The organism is Larkinella knui (assembly GCF_003858645.1).
In the GTDB taxonomy this organism is placed as follows: domain Bacteria; phylum Bacteroidota; class Bacteroidia; order Cytophagales; family Spirosomataceae; genus Larkinella; species Larkinella knui.
Window position 1 is genome coordinate 785,189 of sequence record NZ_RQJP01000003.1, and the last position, 17,081, is coordinate 802,269.

A 17,081-nucleotide genomic window follows, 5' to 3' on the forward strand; every position below is an offset into this window, starting at 1 on the left:
ACCACACGCCGGAAAAACAGGCAAAAACCCCGTTTTTCCGGCGTGTGGTTTTGTACTTTTACCCCCAGCCAGGCGCAAGCAATGATGTCGCCTAAAAGTTCACCACACTCTGAAATGCCTTCTTGGGCTGGCCGTTCTGGTCGAACAACAACGGATAATCCTTGCGGCCCGGAACCGGGAAATTATCCAGCCAGGAATACTTGTCGGTCAGATTCCAGAACGTAACGCCGGTAATCTTGTCGCGGTGCTTGCGAAATACCCCGAACAGCATTTTGTAGTGGGCCGCCTGTTTGTCATTCATCTCCGGCGTAAACTCGCTTTTGTCGGTATCCTTCCTGGCCCGGCGCTCGTGTTCTTTCGGGTACACCGACACGTCAACTTCCGTAAATTGAATCTTCAGGCCCAGGCTGGCAAATTTGGTAATGGACTCCTCCAGTTCCTGCGCGGTTGGCTCGTAAATGGACCAGTGGGCCTGCAAACCCACTCCATCGATGGGGACGCCTTTGTCCTTTAACTTCTTCAAAAGCTGATAAATCCGGTCCCGTTTCGATGCGTTTTCGGTATTATAATCATTGTAAAACAATTGTGCCGCGGGGTCGGCTTCGTGGGCGTACTGAAACGCCTTTTCGATGTAGTCTTCGCCGATAATTTCGTAAAACTTCGATTTGCGGTAGAGGGTTTTGCCCGTATCAGGAACAGCTTCGTTCACCACATCCCAGGCATAGATTTTCCCTTTATACCGGCCCACTACGTCAGTAATATGGCGTTTCAGACGAGCCAGCAACACTTCCCGGCTCACGGTTTTGCCCGTTGAATCGGTAAAAAACCAGCGGGGCGTCTGATTATGCCAGCAGAGCGTATGCCCCCGTAGTTTGATGCTATTTTGCTGGGCAAAGTCGGCAATGGCGTCGGCATCCTTCCAGTTGTAGCGATTTTCTTCGGGATGAATAGGGCCCATTTTCATCGCATTTTCGGGCGTCATGCTGTTGAACTGGGCTTTAATCAATTCGGCGTCCGGCCCGGGCTGCACCATCCGCGGGTTGACGGCCACGCCAATCGGGAAATAGTTTTTGTAATAATCCTTCAGCCCTTTCTCGGGCGCCACGAAGCCGACTGACAGGGCAATCAACACATAGGAGCTTAGTTTACGCATGAGTAACTAGTTTTTAGAGTCGATTACTTGTAAGCGTCGATGGTTTTAATGGTTCCGTCCGGATTGTAGGTCAGCTCGGTTACTTTCACATTTCGGAGGTGAGTCTTGCCGGAGAGCTGGACATCGTGATAAAAAAGGTACCATTTGTTTCCCACTTGCACGATGGAATGGTGGTTGGTCCAGCCCAGTACGGGTTTCAGCACCAGGCCTTTGTAGGTGAACGGTCCGTACGGATTGTCGCCGATGGCGTAGCAGAGATTGTGCGAATCGCCGGTCGAATACGAGAAATAGTATTTGCCGTTGTATTTGTGGAGCCAGGCAGCTTCGAAAAACCGCTTGTCGTTGTCTTTCTCCAGAAACGGTTTTCCGTTCTCATCCAGAATCTGCACTTCCCGAACCGGCTCGGCGAAGCTTTTCATATCGGCACTCAGCCGGGCAACGCGGGGGAGGTAAGCCACTTCATTTTTCTGTTTCAACGCCCCTTTCGGGTTATACTGGTTGTTATCCCAGCGTTGCAACTGCCCGCCCCAGATGCCCCCAAAATACAGGTACGCTTTGCCATCGGTATCCTGAAAAACCGTAGGATCGATGCTGTAGCTTCCTTTTATTGGCTCCGGTTCGGCCTTGAACGGCCCCGTTGGGCTTTTGCTGGTGGCGACGCCGATGCGAAAAACATCCTGCTTGTCTTTGACCGGAAAATAAAGGTAGTACGTGCCATTTTTATACGTTGCGTCGGGTGCCCACAACTGACGGCCCGCCCAGGGAATGTCTTTGATGTCGAGCGCTACGCCATTGTCTTTGACGGGGCCACCAATCTTATCCATCGACAGGACGTGGTAGTCGCGCATGGCGAAATGACCCCCTTCGTCGTCTTCCTTGACGTCTTTGGCATCGATGTCGTGCGAGGGATAGATGTAAATTTTGCCGTTGAACACATGGGCTGACGGATCAGCCGTGTAGATGTGCGATACCAACGGTTGCGAAATGGGATTTTTGCCACCGTTCGTCTGCGCGAGGGTGGTTAGCGAGCAACCGGCCAGGGAAGCTACCAGTAGAGTTGTGTAGGCTCGTTTCATCATATTCGTATAAGATTAAAAAATAAACTGCGGCATCCGGTTCTGAAACGCCCTTTTATTTGAACAGCACCTGCGAAAAACCAAACAGATCGTGCCGCCAGACCGGCCAGGTGTGTCCGCCGGCGTATTCGCTGTACTGGTATTTGATGCCCAAATCATCAAACTTTTTCATCATAACCTGACAGTTCTGGTGCGCAATATCTTCTTTCCCGCCCATCGAAATCCAGAGGGTTTTCAGGTTGCCGTTGATCGTTGCGGCATTGGTTTTCATAAACTCATACTGAGGCTCCGACAACTTGGGATTGTTGGCAAACCAGCCCGAACTGAACACGCCCAGAGACGAAAATAGATCGGTGTTCTTGATGCCCGCATACAACGTCTGCAAACCGCCCATCGAGAGTCCGGCCAGCGCCCGGTTTTTCGCGTCGGTAGCGACCCGGAAGTTGCTTTCGACAAACGGAATGGCTCCCTGTTTCAGCTCGTTTTCAAAAGCGCGCAGGACGTTTTCGTTGAAACCGGCCAGACCACCCGCGTTGGGCATGTTGCCATCCAGCATTACAATTACCATCGGTTTGGCCTTCTTTTCGGCAATCAGATTGTCCAGAATCATGCCCGTTTTCCCTTGCGTGGCCCAGCCGCGCTGGTCTTCACCCCCGCCGTGCAGCAGATACAAAACCGGGTATTTCTCCGCCGACTGATCGTAGCCCGGCGGGGTGTAAACGTACATTTCACGCCAGGCATTCGACGCTTTCGACAGGTAGCGTTTAATCCGGATCTCGCCGTGCGGCACGTCTTTCAGGGCGTAATACCCGCCGTCCTGATCCGGAATTTCGATCCCACTCGCCATGCGGCCCATGCCGTAGAAGGTTTCGCTGGCCGGGTCGACCACCGCAACGCCATCGATCAGCAACGAATAATAATGAAAACCCCGGCTGATGGAATCGGTCGTGACGGTCCAGAAACCGCTCGTGTCTTTCACCATTGCGTACTTTTTACCCAGGTCGATCTGCACCTTCTGGGCCTCCGGTGCTTTTACCCGAAAGACGACCCGGTTATCCGGCAAAATCTGCGGGTATTTGGCGGAACGAATGTTGGTCGAAGCCGGTGTACCCAGAATCGAATATTTTGGCAAGGAAGCCACATCGACAGGTTTAAAGAGAAACTGGGAGAACATGAAAAGCCCGTTTTTCCAGACTTTGAAGTCGTGGACGCCCGGCTCGATGTAATACACGTGCGGAACCTTGTTTTCGTAGAGGTAATCGTGGGTGCGTTTGCTGAACGTGATCAGGCCATCGTTATCCCCGCACGAAATCCAGAGCAGTTTCAACTGCTTTTTGGCTTCCTCCGGGTTGGGCACCAGCTCTTCCGGTTTTTTCGTGTTGGGGGCCGATGAGAAACCGCCCACCCAGGCAAATTTGTCCAGATTGCCCAGACCAAAGTTCAACGATTGCCCGCCCCCCATCGACAGCCCGGCAATGGCGCGGTGTTCGCGGTCTTTCAAAACGGAATACGTCTTCTCCACATACGGAATCAGGTCGGTCAGCAGGTCTTTCTCGAACGTCGCGAACGCTTCCACTTTGTCTTTGTCGAACACGTTTCCTACCGCCCGATCGTCTTTCATGGCGCGGCCGTTGGGCATCACCACGATCATTGGCTCCAGCTTCTTATCCGCGTACAGGTTATCCAGAATCACCTGCGGTTTGCCTCCCCGGAGCCATTCTTTTTCATCACCCCCGATGCCGTGCAACAGATACAAAACCGGATATTTTTTCTTTTTGGAATACCCCGGTGGCGTATAAATCAACGCTTTACGGTTCGTACCCACGGTTTTTGACGCATACTGAACCGAATCCAGTTTGCCGGTGGCGATGCCCGGGCGCACCTGATCGAAGCCCGCGGGCATTTCTTTTTCAATGGATTGCGAAAAAGCCGTTGCGCTTACGAATAGCGCAATGGTAACGGCGAGATAGGCTCTGATTAGGAATGAAAATTTTTTCATGGTATTGATACGTTTTACTGGCTTTTCATTATTTAAACAGCAACGGAGCCAGTTCATGCAGACTGCGACGCCAGGTCAGAAACTCGTGGGCGGTTTTCTCGGAAACGAACGAAACCGCATTGTAACCGGCCGCTTTCAAATCGGCGGCCGCTTTCTTCACGCGATCCGGGTTTTCTTTGCTGCCGCAGCTCAGGAAAATGAGTTTGGCTTTTGATTTATCCTTGAGTTCCTCCGGGTTGTAGACCCCACCACTTAGCAGGGCGTAAGCACCAAAAACGTCCGGTTTATTGAGCGTAATCGTGTGGGTTTCCATACCGCCCATCGACAGACCCGCCATCGCCCGGTTGTCCTTGTTGGCCACGGTGCGGAAGTTGGCATCCACGTACGGAATCAGTTCGTCGACCAGAACCGTCTGAAATGGCACGATGCTAAAATCCTTCATCCGGCCCCATTTCACTTCGTTGGTCATCCCGTAAGTCATCACGATGATAAACGGCTTGATTTTGCCGTCCGCCAGCAGGTTGTCCATGATCAGATTGGCGTGTCCCTGGTTGCTCCAGGCGGTTTCGTCTTCGCCCCAGCCGTGTTGTAAATACAGCACCGGATATTTTTTCGATTTTTCTTTCTCGTAACCCGGTGGCGTATACACAAACGCCCGGCGCGAGGTACTGGTGCTTTTGGACGGAAAAAGAATTTGCTGCACGTTGCCGTGGGGAACGTCCTTCAGGGCGTAAAAGTCCTGATCGTGCGCCGGAATTTCAATACCGCTCTCCCAGCGAACCGATCCGTAATAATTCAAAGCGCCAGGATCGTTGAAGGTGCCTCCGTCGACGGTTAGGTGGTAGTAGTGGAAGCCTTCGTCCAACGGTCCTTCCGTGGTGCCGGTCCAGAAACCGTCGTCTCCTTTTGTCAGTCGGGTTCCTCCGCGTCCGCCCAGCCCCAGGCTCACCCGAACACTATCGGCCTTGGGTGCCTTGATCCGAAAGCGGGCGTAGCCCTGGGAGTTCACCTGCGGGTATTCCTGCCCCGGCTGGTTCAGAGTGGAGGGTTTAAAATCCTCGGCCACCGCCGGTTGGGTAGCCTGCGAAAAACAGTTGGTGCCCGCTAAAGTGGCTGCGAGCAATAGCGTTAGAATCCTGATCATCATATAGTTACTGGTTTAAAGGAATAAAAATTAGTTAAAAAGCTGCGGCAAGGTCGTAGCCAGATAGAGCTTGCAATTCATCCAGGTATGGCCGCCCGGCACGATCAGCGGTTCTACGTTCAGACCCTTTTCCTTGAACATAGCAATGTTTTGTTTCACTGGTTCATACAGAAAATCCTCGGTTCCGACGCTGATCGTAAACAGCTTTACCTGTTTGTTCAGCTGCCCGGCGTTGGGCGACCAGTCGGTGAAGTTCTTTTTAAATTCTTCCGTCGCGGTGTACGGCGCATAGGAACACACGTAGGCAAACTTGTCGGGATTGGTCAGGCCGATGTTCAGCGTCTGCCCTCCGCCCACCGAAAAACCGGCTACCGCCCGGCTTTTGCTGTCTTTGCTGACGGGATAGTTCGCTTCGATAAACGGCACGATGTCATTGACCAGATCTTTGGTAAAATCCGGCATTGGTGCCGGGCGGACGTTTCCGTACGGCATGACGATCAGCATCGGTTTGGCTTTTCCCTGCGCAATCAGGTTATCGGCAATCAGGTTGGCGCGGCCCACTTTGGTCCAGGTTTCTTCCGTATCCGAACCGCCGTGAATCAGGTACAAAACCGGGTATCGGGTTTTGCCGTTCGGATTGAAACCGGGCGGGGTATAGACCAGTACCTGCCGGGTAACGCCCAACGTGCCGGATTTGTAGTAGCGGTAACTAACTTTCCCGTGCGGTACGTTCTGCAACGAATGAACCAGCGGCTGATCGCCCGGCACATCGACGATGCTCCGCTTGAATCGTTCATTGGCGAAGATGTAGGTGTTATTCGGGTCGGCGGTCTGAACGCTATCCACCGAAAAACTATACGGATAGATGTCCGGTTTCACGGGCGGTACCGTTACGCTCCAGATCCCCGACGTATCTTTCGTCAGGGCGACCGGTGCTTTCAGAAATTCGCCGTTCAGCGTCACTTTCTGGGCTTTCCGGGAAAAATACCGGAACGTAATGCTGTGGTCGGGGTGCACATCGGGCGAGCTGATGGACGGCGGCCGCTGCTGGGCCATTACCGCACTAGCCGACAAAAGGAAAGACAGGAAAAGATAGATATGACGTTTCATGAGGTCGGGCTGGTCTTATTGAAAAAGCAAAGGCGTGGTTTCGGCAACGTACTTCTTGACGTTCATCCAGGTATGACCGCCGTCGGTAATCAGGCTTTTGAAAACCACGTTTTTCGCCTTCAGGTAGTCCATAAATTCGACGGTTCCTTTGTATAGAAAATCGTCGCTACCCACGCTCACCCAGAACAGTTTCAATTGCTTGTTGGTATTTTGCGGATTGCCGCCGATTTGCGGGAAGTTCTGGTCCATTTCGGCGGGCGACAGGTACGAACTGTAGCTGCACACCCACGCAAATTTGTCCAGGTTGCCAAAAGCCGTACGGAGCGTTTGCCCACCTCCGCGCGAAAAACCGCCAATGGCCCGGCTTTCCCGATTGGCCACTGCCCGGTAGTTTTTCTCGATGTACGGAATGACCTTACTCACTAGATCCGTCGCAAAATCGTTGGCCCGTTTGATCGCATCGGCTCCATCCCGAACCGTCGGATCGGCGGGTTTGGCGCCCCCTTTCTGCTCGGCGATCCGGGCCGCGATGTTGCCGTACGGCATGACGACAATCATCGGTTTGGCCTTTCCTTCCGCGATCAGATTATCCAGAATCAGGTTGGTTTTTCCGACTTTAAAGAAAGTCTCTTCCGTATCGGTGGTGCCGCTGATGAGGTAAAAAACCGGGTATTTTTTTGCGGGATTCTGGTCGTAACCCGGTGGCGTATACACCACCAGCGAGCCGGTTGTCCCGTCCAGCGACGGATAGTATTCGTAGTTGATCGAGCCGTGCGGCACATCCCGCATGGCATGAATCAACGGCGTATCGCCGGGCACATCGACCAGACTGGCTTTAAACCGCTCATTCGGAAAAAACGCGACGTTGGCCGGGTCCATCACCGTAACGCCATCCACCTGAAAACTATACGGGTAAATATCCGGTTTGACGGGCTCCGTGGTTACGCTCCAAATGCCCTGCGCATCTTTGCTCATTTCGATGGGCGCTTTTAAAAACTGCGCGCTTAACTTGACCGCTTTGGCCGTTGGAGCCAAATAGCGAAACGTAACGGTTTTGTCGGTGTTCACCTGGGGCGATACCACCAGCGGTCCCCGTGGCGGCTGGGCGATTGCGGTGTTGCACAGGCAGAGTATCGCCCACAGAAGCCAAAAGCGGCCGGTTGTTTGTTGATTCATAACTCGTTAAGGTTTAGAGGGAATCTCATTGATTTTATGGGGTGATAATGTCAATTTCGGCGTAACCCGATGCCGAACCTTCCTGCGTATTTTTCAAAGCCCGCAATTTGATGTAGCGGGCCTTAGTGGGCCCAAACGATTTGGTTTGCCAGACCGGACTGTTTTTAATGTTCGGAAACTCCCCTTCGCTGACGGTTTTCCAGTTGGTCTTATCGGCTGACACCTCAAACTGATAGTGCGTAATGATGCTGGACTCTTCCCACCAGTTCTGGGCGGGAAGATACCGGAAACCGGTCAGCGTTTCTTCCTTGCCCAGATCAATAACCAGGTCCGCCGGCATGGGCTGACTTTTGTTCTGACGCCAGGAGGTGTTGGGATTGCCATCCAAAACCTGATACGCCGGTTTGGCATCCGCACTCAGGATTTTCCAGGCGGTGCGGGCGACGTCGAATTTTTCTTCGCTGACGATGCTGCTTTGTTTCGTAGACGGATTGTACGCAATCGCCTTGAGATCTACTTTGCCGGTGCCGGTTTTCACGGGAGCCGTGTAGCGATTCGTCTTTGCGGTGGGTGTGCTTCCATCAAGGGTGTAATACAGTTCGGATTCGGTATCGCCCGGTTGGATGTGAATTTCACCCGCCTGGTCACGCATGACGACGGGGGGCGTTAAAATCAGCGGGGCTTTGTAAACCGCCAGGTTGGAAATCAACGGGGGCCCTTTAGTATCCAGAATCGTCAGCCGCAGTTGCGTGGCTTCCACCGTCGGAAACCGGAGAATCCGTTTATACCCGATGGTCGTTTGTCTGGCAATTTCTTTCCAGTTCCCGTCGACAAACGCTTCGACGGTAAACGACTTGACCCGCTGCCCCAACCGGATGGGTTCCTGCACCAGAAACCGGTTGAACGCCGTGGGTTTCACAAACCGGAGCGTCAGCGATGCGTTCCGAACGGCATCGTCCGTGGCCCAATAGCTTTCCGGATCGGCATCGATGGCTTTACGGGCATCGTAAGCCGCATTTTTGCCTCGTTCGTGAGAAGCCGTGGCCCGCGCATTTTTAGCCAGATTGACGGCAAAAGCTTCTTTGGTGGCTTTGGCAAATTCCTGGACGGCTTTTTCGTCTTTCTCATGAATCAGGCCATTGGGCATAATCGGAAAATTGAGCAGCAGCGTCCCGTTTCGACCGATGGAGTTGTAATAAAGATCCATCAGTTGGGGCAACGTCTTTACCTTGCGGTCTTCCCGCTCGTGGTAAAACCATTCGGGCCGGATGGACGTGTTTACTTCGCCCGGCACCCACGTATCCCCATTCTCGACGCCGTGGCGCAGCATTTGTTCCGGTACGTCGCCGGTGGCATTCAGTAAACTCCAGTTGGTTTCGCCCACATACCCGGCTTCGGTGCCCACCCAGCGCAGGTCGGCCCGGTCGCCCCCGTCGTTCCAGATGACGATGTTGGGCTGGAGTTTGCGCACCAGTTTGTAGGTATTCGGCCAGTCGTAATACGTTTTGGAATCGATTTTACGGGTTTCATTCGCGCCACCGTAATAACCGGAACCGCCGTTGGCGCCATCGAACCAGACTTCAAAAATGTCCCCGTAGTTAGTCAGCAGTTCCTGCAACTGGTTGCGGAAGTAGGTGATGTATTCGGGCTTGCCATAGTCGGCATGGTTGCGGTCCCAGGGCGACAGATACACCCCGAATTTCAACCCGTATTCCTTGCAGGCATCGGACAGTTCCCGCACAATATCGGCTTTCCCGTTCCGCCAGGGCACATTTTTCACGGAATAGTCGGTGTATTTGGAAGGCCAGAGGCAAAAACCGCTGTGGTGTTTGGCCGTAAAAATGATGCCTTTCATACCGGCTTCTTTACAGATCCTGGCCCACTGCCGGCAATCCAGTTTGGTCGGGTTAAACAACTTGGGGTCTTCGTTGCCCAGGCCCCAGGCCATATCGGTATACGTGTTGATCGAAAAATGGATGAACGCATAGTATTCCATTTTTTGCCAACGCAACTGGTTTTCGCTGGGAACCGGGCCAACGGGTTGGGGCGGGTTCGTTTGTGACCATCCCGCAGACTGAATCATCAGGTTCAGGATCAATCCTAAGACAAAATACGTTGGCATCATTTGTTTAAAATGGGTAATGGCCGTTTTGACCAGTAGTAGCGCAACAACGAAGCAAAATAGCTCCGGTTATTACTCCACGGCGGGTGTTCTGACGCCCAATATCGACAGCATCTGAGCGGCATACCGTTTTCCTAACTCCCGGTAACCGGCCGCATCAAAGTGCAGATTATCAGCCGAATCGCTACATCCGGCCGATGAAATGACGTGGGCATTCTTGATGGTTTGGGGCAACGTCGCAATGATTTTGTTCATACTCGCGCAAATACCGCCCTGATCCGCATTCACGGTTTCGCCAGCCAGCAACGGCACTTTTTTGGGTTTCAGATTCAGGTCGTGCATCAGGTTATCGTAGACCACCTTCACCTTTTTTGTCCACAGCGTATCGTTGGTGTTCGATTCGCCCTGATGCAGCAGAATGCCCTTGATGACGCCGTCTTTCTGCGCCAGTTTCGCCATCTCGACCAGCCGGGCGTAGGGATTTCCGTCATATTCTTTGATGAAATTTTTCATCCAGCCCGGCACTGTCGTGACGTATGACTCGTACTGGTCTTTGTCGAACAGCTCGATTTTGCACCCACCGACGGCCACATTGATGACGCCCACCCGGACTTTTTCGGGAAGATTGGCGATGAGTTCCCGACCGAAATAATCGGCGGGTGTCAAACCGGTCCGGCACCGGCACAAGGGCGGAACGGCGGTATACCAGTTTCCTTTGGTTCGGTTGCGCGCGGGACAGTCGACGGCTTCCATGACCTGAAAACGGCGGTTCACATTGACCGTATCCTGCGGTTCGATTTTGGCGTTCCCCTCCATATTGGATTGCCCCAAACAGAGAAAAATGTAAAAATTTTTGTCCTGCGCCGAAGCGTTCAGGCCCCACAGCAGGAAGCCAAGCAGAAGCGTGACGGCAGAAAAGCGTTTTTTCTTGCGGAAGCAAACGTTTGTCGAAACCATGGATCTGGTGTTAAGGTTGGGCTGATTCTGCACGACTGGCGGTGATCCGGAAATAATCGAAATCCGCAAAACCGCCCGGCTGCTGCGTTGCGTAATTGAACAGTCCGAACCGGTATCCCATGAAATGCGGGATGGTATACGGCATTTTCAGGGGTTCGCCAATGGGCTTCCAGGATTTCCCGTCCAGACAGTAAAAGAAACGAGCGGTGTCGGCCCGGTCTTTAAAATTGCACTCGGCTTTTAAATAAACGGTTTTTTGCGCCAGCGGAATACGCTGAATTTCAAGCGGTTTTCCCGATGCCGCACTCACCATAACGATAAAATTCTGCCCGTTTTCCCGTTTTACACCCACCAGACCGTAGTTTTTCTGCAAGAGGCTCAGGCCCGCCAAATCGCCTTCCTTCAAATTGGCAACATCGAGGGCCGTAGACCCCGACGATTCCGGGCCGATGGTTCGCTGGGTCAGCGTATTGCGGGCCATAACGAATGAGGTGTCGATCCGTCCGGTTTTCAGCCGCAGATACCCTTTGCGCTCCTGAACGGACCAGAGCTGGTTGTCCGGATTGTGGTTCCACTGCCAGACCAGCGGCAGCGCCGACTCTCCTTTCTTGCGTGTGAATTCGTCCGAAGCCACAATGCCGGGGATCAGACCTTTACTGGCTGGCAAATCGAGGGTTTCAGGTGCTTTTCCGTTAACGCCCAGAACCGGCCAGCCGTCTTCCCACGTCACCGGAATCAGGTACGGAATGCGCCCGACTCCGCCAAAATCCCGGAACAGATAGGCGTACCAGTTCCCATCCGGCGTATCGATCAGGCCACCCTGCGCCACGCCCAGATCCTGAAAACCGATCCGGCCTTCCCACGGACCCGTAATCTTGTCGGCGCGGTGAATCACGACCGTCCGCATACCGCCCTTCGGCCAGGTAATGTTAAACAGGTAGTATTTATCCTTCACCTTGAACAGTTGCGATCCTTCGGCGGGCAAACCACCGCCCGTGCCGGAGGGCGTACTGGCGTTTTCGATAAGGACCTGTTCGGTCGTTCCGGGTTTTATGCCGGAGGCATCGGCGGTCAGTTCGACCAACCGGAGTTTGCCCGCGCCGTAGATCATATATACCCGCCCGTCATCGTCGAAAAACAGGCTGTGGTCGTGGTAGGAAGGTTTAAACGAGGCTTCTTTCCAGGGGCCTTTTTCAATGTCTTTGGTGGTAAAAACATACGTTTTGCCCGTGGTCTGGGCAAAGGTGGTCACGTAGTAGGTGCCGTTGTGATACCGCAGACTACTGGCCCACGAACCCCGACCGTAGGTGCTTTTGCCGTTGGTAAGATTTAGGGCATCCACATTCGCCAGCGTGTCATACGCGTAACCCACCAACGCCCAGTTGACCAGATCGTTCGATTTCATAATCGGTAAACCCGGACTCAGGTGCATGGTGGTGCTGCTCATGTAATAGGTTTTGCCCACGCGAATCATGGCCATATCCGGCACATCGGCAAAGAGGATCGGGTTCCGGGCGGTTTGCGCGTTCAGCGCCAAAACCGGAACCAGCAGAACCGCCATCACCAACCCCGACCGAACAAGAAGCTTTTTCATGCAAAAAGTTTTAATGCCATATCCGACCGTCGGACAAGAAAGAAAAGGAATAAGATCGCATTCTCTTGTCTCCTGTCTTTCTTCAAGTGTCTGCGTATATTATTCCAATGGCCCAATCAGTTCCACAAAAGTCCCGTCGGGGTCCTGCACGAATACAAAGTGTGATTTTGCATTCAAGGGCGTCGGCGTACTGCCCAGGAAAGGAACTTTCATTTGCGTCAGCCGGTCGATGATGGGCTTCAGGGCTTTTACCTGAAGGGTGATGTACTGCATACCGGTGTCGTCCTGGATGTTCTTCTGTTGTGGATGTGTCGCTTTTTTGCCGAAGCTCATCAACTTCCAATCGGTGGCGTCGGGGCTGTTTTCGAGCTTCAAAATAGTGACGGAAACCGGTACGCCATTGGTCAGGCCGGACCGTTTACCGAAGTCTTCATTGATGGTAAAACTTCCGGTTTTGACCATACCGACTCCGTTGACGTAAAAGTCCAGCGAGCGTTCGAGGTCGGCAACCACGACCCCTACGCCAATGACCTTGCTGCTGAAATTGGACTGCGCCATAGAACTCAGTACGCCCCCAAACACCAATAGCGTTAGTTTAACACATTTACAGATCGTCATTATTCTTTTATCCATATCGAAAAAAAAGGTTATTAGCGTACTACGAGTCTGACTTCATTAAAGCGCGGTGTACTTTTCCCATTTTGCGCAACGATTTTTAAGGTGATCACCTCGGTACCGTCCGCTTTCAACCGGAGTAACTTCCCATCGGCAGAAAGAATTTCGGCGGGTTTATCATTAATCAGAAAGCTTACCTGTTCCGGCTTGATAGTGTCTAAAGCGCGGACATCGATGTACTTACCCGCCCGGTTTTGGTTTTGAAACTGGTAAGCGATAAAGGAACGGGTACGTCGCCAGAACCGCTCATCATCATAGCCGGAATCGCTCTTTTCGCCTTTGTATCCATGATCGACTTCGGGTTGCTGTTCTCCACAATTTACCTTGTCGACCGTGCTGGCGTCGAGGGCCAGAGCCTCGGCTTCCTGCTGCTTCAACCGGGCTTTCTGCTCGTCGAAAGCCGCTTTGGAAAAGGTCTGAAAGTACATCTGATAGCGGGCATCGTGCACTTCGTAAAACGGTTGCAGCGTCAACGAGTCCAGGCTAAACCGCAGGTTTTCAGCCGGTTTAAGCCGGGTCAGATACGTTGCCGGGTCACCCACCAGCGCGTAGGCGCTGGTGATTGGGTACAGTCGGCCTTTCGTTTCGTGCCCCATCCGGCTATCGTCGGCAAAAAGCCCTTTCAGGTCTTCGGTCGAGGTTTTAGCGGCCAGCACAATCGGGCCATTGACAAAAGCCGCCCAGTTCGAGCCGTCGGGTAAATACTCCAGGCGCGTGGCGGTTTTGAAACGAACGGTTACGATATCGCCCGATTTCCACGTCCGACGAATGGCGACATAGCCCGACGGTTTTCCATCGACCGGCTGAACCTTCCCATTCACCCGAACGTCGAGGTTTTCGGCCCATTTCGGATAGCGGATCTGTAACGAAAAATCCTGCGGTTTTGCGGTTTCCACAACCAGTTCCGACCCATTTTGGTACGGAAACTCCGTGCGCTGGGTAAGCCTGATCTTTTTAGCGGTCCAGTCGACCGTCGACGGAATGAACAGGTTGACAAACAGGTCGCTGGCCGAATGGCTGTAAATCAGCTCGCCGTATTTGGTGTGATTTTCCAGGCCCGACCCCACGCAGCACCACATGCTGGTTTCGGGCTGCGAATACACCCGGTAGTGGTTGGGCCGAATGGGCGTAAAATAAACGAAACCGCCTTTTTCCGGATGCTGGCTCGACAGGATATGGTTGTAGAGCGTTCGTTCGTAAAAGTCCAGGTAGCTCACGTCGTTCTTATCCAGAAACAGGGCTTTGCTCAGGCGCAGCATGTTGAACGAATTACAGGTTTCCGGTCCCTGATTGGATTGCAGCACCTGACTAAAATCGGTGGTCGGATTGAAATGCTCGCGCACGCTGTTGCCGCCAAAAGCCACACTCCGCGTCTGCGATACGTTCTGCCAGAAATACAGGGCGGCTTCCGACCAGTCGGTTTTTCCCGTTAACGTAGCAATTTTCTCGAACCCGATCACTTTCGGAATCTGCGTGTTGGCGTGTAATCCCGTCAGTTTATCCTGTTTCGCCAGTAACGGATTCAGGAGTGCCCGGTGCGAAATCCGCTGGGCCGTTTCGAGATACTTTTTGTCACGGGTCAGGATGTACAGATCGGCGAAGATTTCGTTGATGCCGCCGTGCTCGGTGCGCAGAACCTGCTGAATCTGCTCGTCGGACAAGGGTTTGATCAAGTCGATAAACCAGTCTCCCAAACCGATCAAGACCCGATTGGCCTGCTGATTGCCGGCATACTCGTAGGCATCGCGCAAGCCGGCAAACAGCTTGTGAATGTTGTAGAGCGGCACCCAAGTGTTGTTCAGTCCAAAATTGCTGCCGTCGATATCGCCTTTGTGAATCCGCTCCCAGAACACCTTGCCCTGCGGAATACCGCCCACGTACCCATTGCCGTTTTTGGCCTGACAACGAGCCAGTTGGTCGACCATGTAGGTGAGCCGGTTTTTGAGTTCGGCATTCCCGGTCGAGGCATACATCATCGCCAGCGCCGACAGGTAATGCCCGCCGATGTGTCCATCCAGGCCCGCGCTTTCCCAGTTGCCGTAGCGGGGGGCTTTTACCGGCAAACCGGCATCGATCCAGTACGGAGCCAGGAGTTTATCCGGGTTCAGCGCCAGGATGTACCTGAGGTCAACCTCCTGCGCATTCTTGAACGGCCCACCGGTTAGCTTCACCTCCTGCAAGGAAAAGGTCTGCATCTGCGCCCGGGCCGGGAAGCTGAGCAGAACGAAGCAAATGATCTGAAATACGTTCGTTTTCAAGGCTAACGCTGTATTTTTTGAGCCACGGATAACCAACGTTGTCCGTTTATTTTTTGAACACCGGGTCATCTCCCGCGTATTTCAGGTACCGGAACGAAGCCGAATTGGTGCTGGCTTCCCCCGACGACGTCGCGTACAGACCGTACAGGCAGCCGATAAAACTGCCCGCGGCTTTGGTACTCAGGAATTTGCCGTCTACCTGGTCTTTCAGCAGCTTCCAGTTTTTCGAATCGGTGGAATACTGAAACGCATAACTATCGCCATTCGAAGCAATCCGCAGGCTGACTTTGCCGGTTCTGGCATCCAGCGGTACTTCAGTCAGCAGTTCCATCTCTTTGGAGCGCGGTTTGCTTTTATAAAGTTGCAGCACGTCTTTGTCCTGCGACTTCGATTTACACAGGAAATAGAAATGGCCTTCATCCTGTAGAATCACCAAACCGGCTTTTTCTTTCTCTGATGCTGGCGTAAAGGTCAACTCCGTTTCGGCGGTGCTGAACAGGTGCTGCTGGCGTTTGCCGATGAACGCCGGGTTGCCCAGATCCATGACGGTTTCGGGCTTGAGTTTCAGCGTCAACCCGTCTTTTTTCGACAGCGCGTACGAATTTTTATCGTGGGTACGCATGAACAGCAGCGCGGGGTCCAGTTCCTTGTCAAACGTCAGCGTGTAGGCGAAGTTTCCCGACTGCGGCAACGCGCCTTTCTGTTTCACTTCCTTAAAATTAACCGGATAGGTGTACGAGATAGCCTTCTCGCCGTGCTCGATCATGGGCCAGTCGTTGGTCCAGGTCACGGGCGCAATGAATACTTCACGACCGGTATTGTAATAATCGCCTTCATAGGGTCTGACCGCCAGAAAAATGCAATACATCTTGCCATCGGGTCCATCCACAAACTGCCCATGACCCGCCGACGTAATGGCGTCTTTGCGGTCGGCCGGCAATTCGCGCTGCGTCAGGATCGGGTTGCCCTCGAAAGGCACATACGGTCCCCAGACATCCTTACTCCGCAGGATCACTTCGGAGTGATTGACCGATGTGCCGCCCTCGGCTGCATAGAGGTAATACCAGCCGTTCCGTTTCATGATGTGGGGAGCTTCAATCCAGACCGGTTTTTTGGAAAGATCCACCCCCCCATTGACCAGTTGTTTTTCTTCACCGACCACCTTTAGACCAACCGGGTCAAACTCATACATCCGGATGGTTCGGTGTCCCGAATACAAGGGTTTATGGTCGGGCGCGTCACTATTGTAAAGAATATACGCTTTACCAGCCTCTTCGTCAAAGTAGATCGATGGATCGATACCCCTCACCGATGGAATTTTAACCGGATCGCTCCAGGGTCCGGCGGGATTTTTGGCCGTCACCACGAAGTTCCCGTCGTGGTCGATGTCGGTGCAGGTGAGATAGTACGTTCCTTTAGAATAACTGATGGCAGGCGCAAACAAACCCCGCGTCAGCCGTTCACCCATAAAATCCATTTGGGAAGGGCGGTCGATGACATTCCCGATCTGCTTCCAGTTTTTCAAATCCTGGCTGTGAAAAACCGGTATTCCGGGAAAATACGAAAACGTCGACGTAACCAGATAGTAGTCCGTGCCAACCTGTACGATACTCGGATCGGGGTAGAAACCGGTCAGAATGGGATTGACCAGTGTGGTCGTCTGGGCGAAGGCGGTATGACTCAGCAGGAAAACAATCGGGGTCAGAATAGCTGCGCAAAAACTTTTTACGTTTTTCATAACAAGCTTAAAATCAATCCGTAATAAACTGTAAAATTGGAATTGGGCAGCTCTTTGTAAAGTCAAGAGACGTAAGAAG

The 17,081-nt window shown here is 53.0% G+C and carries 12 protein-coding genes; all 12 read right to left on the minus strand.

Features of this window, described 5'->3' with window-relative positions; translation table 11 throughout:
- Nucleotides 1-91 precede the first annotated feature (91 nt).
- The 12 genes from EHT87_RS17280 to EHT87_RS17335 all read right to left on the minus strand — a co-directional run bounded on the left by EHT87_RS17280 (nt 92) and on the right by EHT87_RS17335 (nt 17,002).
- Nucleotides 92-1,153: an endo-1,4-beta-xylanase gene (locus EHT87_RS17280; RefSeq protein WP_124907900.1), complete on the minus strand. Its 1,062-nt coding sequence runs from the start codon at nt 1,151-1,153 to the stop codon at nt 92-94.
- Nucleotides 1,154-1,176: 23 nt separating this feature from the next.
- On the minus strand, nt 1,177-2,229 hold the full coding sequence (locus tag EHT87_RS17285) for a glycoside hydrolase family 43 protein (protein WP_124908148.1): 1,053 nt from the start codon (nt 2,227-2,229) through the stop codon (nt 1,177-1,179).
- Between the two features lie 55 nt (nt 2,230-2,284).
- Entirely contained in the window at nt 2,285-4,132 is a 1,848-nt protein-coding gene (locus tag EHT87_RS17290; protein WP_374756033.1) for an alpha/beta hydrolase-fold protein, read from the minus strand.
- A 124-nt stretch (nt 4,133-4,256) separates the two neighbouring features.
- The gene (locus tag EHT87_RS17295) at nt 4,257-5,375 is read right to left on the minus strand and encodes an alpha/beta hydrolase-fold protein (RefSeq protein WP_124907902.1); all 1,119 of its coding nucleotides are present in this window, start codon (nt 5,373-5,375) and stop codon (nt 4,257-4,259) included.
- Nucleotides 5,376-5,402: 27 nt separating this feature from the next.
- On the minus strand, nt 5,403-6,482 hold the full coding sequence (locus EHT87_RS17300) for an alpha/beta hydrolase (protein ID WP_124907903.1): 1,080 nt from the start codon (nt 6,480-6,482) through the stop codon (nt 5,403-5,405).
- 15 nt (nt 6,483-6,497) lie between these two features.
- Complete coding sequence (locus EHT87_RS17305; protein WP_124907904.1) at nt 6,498-7,658, minus strand: esterase; 1,161 nt, start codon at nt 7,656-7,658, stop codon at nt 6,498-6,500.
- A gap of 34 nt (nt 7,659-7,692) precedes the next feature.
- Nucleotides 7,693-9,783, minus strand: a complete 2,091-nt coding sequence (locus EHT87_RS17310) for an alpha-L-fucosidase (RefSeq protein WP_124907905.1) — start codon at nt 9,781-9,783, stop codon at nt 7,693-7,695.
- Nucleotides 9,784-9,852: 69 nt separating this feature from the next.
- A complete protein-coding gene (locus EHT87_RS17315) occupies nt 9,853-10,737 on the minus strand; it encodes a sialate O-acetylesterase (protein WP_229321142.1) in 885 nt (294 codons plus the stop codon).
- A gap of 10 nt (nt 10,738-10,747) precedes the next feature.
- Nucleotides 10,748-12,331: a glycoside hydrolase family 43 protein gene (locus EHT87_RS17320; protein WP_124907906.1), complete on the minus strand. Its 1,584-nt coding sequence runs from the start codon at nt 12,329-12,331 to the stop codon at nt 10,748-10,750.
- A 99-nt stretch (nt 12,332-12,430) separates the two neighbouring features.
- Complete coding sequence (locus EHT87_RS17325; RefSeq protein WP_124907907.1) at nt 12,431-12,964, minus strand: VOC family protein; 534 nt, start codon at nt 12,962-12,964, stop codon at nt 12,431-12,433.
- Nucleotides 12,965-12,981: 17 nt separating this feature from the next.
- Nucleotides 12,982-15,201 carry a glycoside hydrolase family 127 protein gene (locus EHT87_RS17330; protein ID WP_124908150.1) on the minus strand — a complete coding sequence of 740 codons (2,220 nt, stop codon included), beginning with the start codon at nt 15,199-15,201 and terminating at the stop codon, nt 12,982-12,984.
- 109 nt (nt 15,202-15,310) lie between these two features.
- A complete protein-coding gene (locus EHT87_RS17335) occupies nt 15,311-17,002 on the minus strand; it encodes a glycoside hydrolase family 43 protein (RefSeq protein WP_124907908.1) in 1,692 nt (563 codons plus the stop codon).
- Nucleotides 17,003-17,081 lie beyond the last annotated feature (79 nt).

What these genes read in the sequence shown, in the direction of transcription:
- EHT87_RS17315 (WP_229321142.1), bottom strand. Translation starts at nt 10,737, where the DNA reads ATGGTTTCGACAAACGTTTGCTTCCGCAAGAAAAAACGCTTTTCTGCC.
- EHT87_RS17310 (WP_124907905.1), bottom strand. Translation starts at nt 9,783, where the DNA reads ATGATGCCAACGTATTTTGTCTTAGGATTGATCCTGAACCTGATGATT.
- EHT87_RS17330 (WP_124908150.1), bottom strand. Translation starts at nt 15,201, where the DNA reads ATGCAGACCTTTTCCTTGCAGGAGGTGAAGCTAACCGGTGGGCCGTTC.
- EHT87_RS17295 (WP_124907902.1), bottom strand. Translation starts at nt 5,375, where the DNA reads ATGATGATCAGGATTCTAACGCTATTGCTCGCAGCCACTTTAGCGGGC.
- EHT87_RS17300 (WP_124907903.1), bottom strand. Translation starts at nt 6,482, where the DNA reads ATGAAACGTCATATCTATCTTTTCCTGTCTTTCCTTTTGTCGGCTAGT.
- EHT87_RS17305 (WP_124907904.1), bottom strand. Translation starts at nt 7,658, where the DNA reads ATGAATCAACAAACAACCGGCCGCTTTTGGCTTCTGTGGGCGATACTC.
- EHT87_RS17290 (WP_374756033.1), bottom strand. Translation starts at nt 4,132, where the DNA reads ATGCCCGCGGGCTTCGATCAGGTGCGCCCGGGCATCGCCACCGGCAAA.
- EHT87_RS17325 (WP_124907907.1), bottom strand. Translation starts at nt 12,964, where the DNA reads ATGGATAAAAGAATAATGACGATCTGTAAATGTGTTAAACTAACGCTA.
- EHT87_RS17285 (WP_124908148.1), bottom strand. Translation starts at nt 2,229, where the DNA reads ATGAAACGAGCCTACACAACTCTACTGGTAGCTTCCCTGGCCGGTTGC.
- EHT87_RS17280 (WP_124907900.1), bottom strand. Translation starts at nt 1,153, where the DNA reads ATGCGTAAACTAAGCTCCTATGTGTTGATTGCCCTGTCAGTCGGCTTC.
- EHT87_RS17320 (WP_124907906.1), bottom strand. Translation starts at nt 12,331, where the DNA reads ATGAAAAAGCTTCTTGTTCGGTCGGGGTTGGTGATGGCGGTTCTGCTG.
- EHT87_RS17335 (WP_124907908.1), bottom strand. Translation starts at nt 17,002, where the DNA reads ATGAAAAACGTAAAAAGTTTTTGCGCAGCTATTCTGACCCCGATTGTT.